The following is a 2,067-nucleotide window of genomic DNA, read 5'->3' on the forward strand; positions in this document are numbered from 1 at the left end:
TGGTGGGCCTGCTGCGGCCAGCCCCCGTACGGCCCGGCCTGCGCGGCCCGCGGGTCCTGGTTGTGCGGGACGAACCCGGGCCGCCCGCGGTCGTCGTGCATGTCCGGGCGCTTGTCGAGCGCCACGGGCGGCGGCTGCGGCATGTCGCGCGGCGGGGCGTCCTGCAGCGGCACCTCCTGCGGCGCCATGCCGGCGCTGTAGAGCACGTCCTCGTTGGTGTCGGGCGGGCCGCCGAGCGAGTCCGGCGGCGCGAACCCGCCCGCGACCAGGCGGTCCCCGTCCTCGCCGGCCTCGGCGGCGCCGTGGCCCGCATCGTCCTCCGGCACGGGCCCCGGGTCGTCGACCTCGGGGTCGTCCACCGGGTCGTCCAGGGATATCTCCTGGTCGGTCACCGTCTCGGGAGGAGCCGCCGCCTCCTGCCGTTCAGGCTCCTGGCCGGGGGCGACGTCGTCGTCCTCCGAAGGCGCCCTGACCGGGCCGCGGTTGTCTTCCGTCATCCCCATCTCTCCTACCGAGCATGGTCCTCGTCATCCGTGCTCATGCTGCCCCGAAAGGCATGTGGCGAGCATAAGACCTATTGCCAATACGCTCATCCCGGGCGTCGTCCCCTATACGACGGACGGTCAGTCGAACGGGTTCGCCGCCGAGGCGAGGCGGCGCGCGCCCCGGGACAGCCGCGTCCAGAACGGGACGGAGTCGCGCGGCATGTCCGCCGCCACCGCGACGGCGGTGCTCTGCGGCGCGTCCGTCACGACGGTGTACACGTAGCCGCTCCCGGCCGACACCGCCCAGCGCCGCAGCGCCTCGCGGCGGAACACCGTCCGGCCCCGGCGGACCGACTTCTGCCAGCCCGCCATGCCCCGCTCGTCCAGGTCGCCGCGCTGCACGAACACCGACACGGCGGCGAGGCCGTCGGAGTAGCTGAGGTGGACGGTACCGCCGCCGTCCTCGCGGCGGGCGTCGTAGAGGGCGAGCCGGCCCGGCAGGTCCCTCGGGATCGGCCAGCCGCCGTCGCGGAGCCCGGCGAGCCCGGCCCGGTCGAGGCGCCGTCCCCAGGCGCCCGCGCCGCCGCGGGTGCCGGCCTCCTCGACGGGCCCGCCGGCGCTGGAGCCCGGGAAGCGCGCGAGGCCGCCCGGCGGCCGGGCGAGCGCGACCGGTTCCACCGGCGGCACGCTGAAGGTGATCTCGGAGAAGCCGGAGACGATCACGGGCCTGCCGGTGGCGTCGATCAGCTCGCGGTGCAGCATCAGGCCGGTCTCGCGGTCGATCCAGAAGCGCCCGGCGGGGCTGCCGTCCGCGCGGCGCGCCTCGACGACGCGGGCGGGACGGCCGCAGACGGACGCGTCCGCGGCGCGGACCACCGCGTAGTTGCGGGTCAGCATCGCGAGCGTCGCGGTGGTGAACCCGGTGGTGTCGCCCGCGGTGGAGTCGGGGCGGTAGCCCTCCCCGGTCGTCCCGGACCGGTACCGGATCCCCGACCCGGGCGTGTGCGAGACGGCGACGCGGGAGGTGACGGCCCGGCCGCGGTCGCGGGTGGTCAGGAACCGGCGGCCCTCGTACGGGACGCGGCGGGCGGCGTCGGCGGCGCCGCGCAGCAGCCCGACCGCGCCGGGGTCGCTGCGGGCGCGGCGCGCCGCGGCGGGGTCGCCGGGGAGGGTCCCGGCCAGCGCGAGGGCGCCCGCGAGCCCACCGGCCAGTATGGCGCTGCGCCTGCGGCGCCGCTCGTCCCGTCCGAAAGGGAACGACCCTCCACCGAAGCGCCTGCGGCGCTGCGCCGAGCCGGCCTTGACGGGCGCGGTCACGGCCCCGGAGAGACCTGGACCTGGTTGACCGGGTCGGTGAGCGGGTCGGTCATCGGCGCGTCGCCGGACGTGAGCGCGTGCTCGACGGCGAACCGGTCGAACGCGGGCGTGACGGCCGGCGCGTCCTGGCGTCCGCCCGCGGCGTAGGAGGCGGTGCCGAGGCCGAGGAACAGGGTGGCGGCTCCGACGACCAGGTAGCGGCGCCGGGGCTGGACGCGGACGGCCGCGGCGTGCCCGGCCGGGCGGTTGTCGCGCGGGCGGGCGG

The 2,067-nt window shown here is 77.4% G+C and carries 1 protein-coding gene and 2 pseudogenes; all 3 read right to left on the reverse strand.

What is annotated here, in order from left to right:
- A pseudogene (locus E1293_RS46620) lies at positions 1-497 on the reverse strand (hypothetical protein); the annotation flags it as partial.
- Positions 498-623: 126 nt separating this feature from the next.
- On the reverse strand, positions 624-1,802 hold the full coding sequence (locus tag E1293_RS46625; protein WP_132206512.1) for a sigma-E factor regulatory protein RseB domain-containing protein: 1,179 nt from the start codon (positions 1,800-1,802) through the stop codon (positions 624-626).
- Positions 1,799-2,067 (reverse strand): annotated as a pseudogene (locus E1293_RS48380) (hypothetical protein); the annotation flags it as partial. The gene E1293_RS46625 and the pseudogene E1293_RS48380, both read right to left, overlap by 4 nt.

Origin of the sequence: Actinomadura darangshiensis (assembly GCF_004349235.1) — a bacterium.
Classification (GTDB): domain Bacteria; phylum Actinomycetota; class Actinomycetes; order Streptosporangiales; family Streptosporangiaceae; genus Spirillospora; species Spirillospora darangshiensis.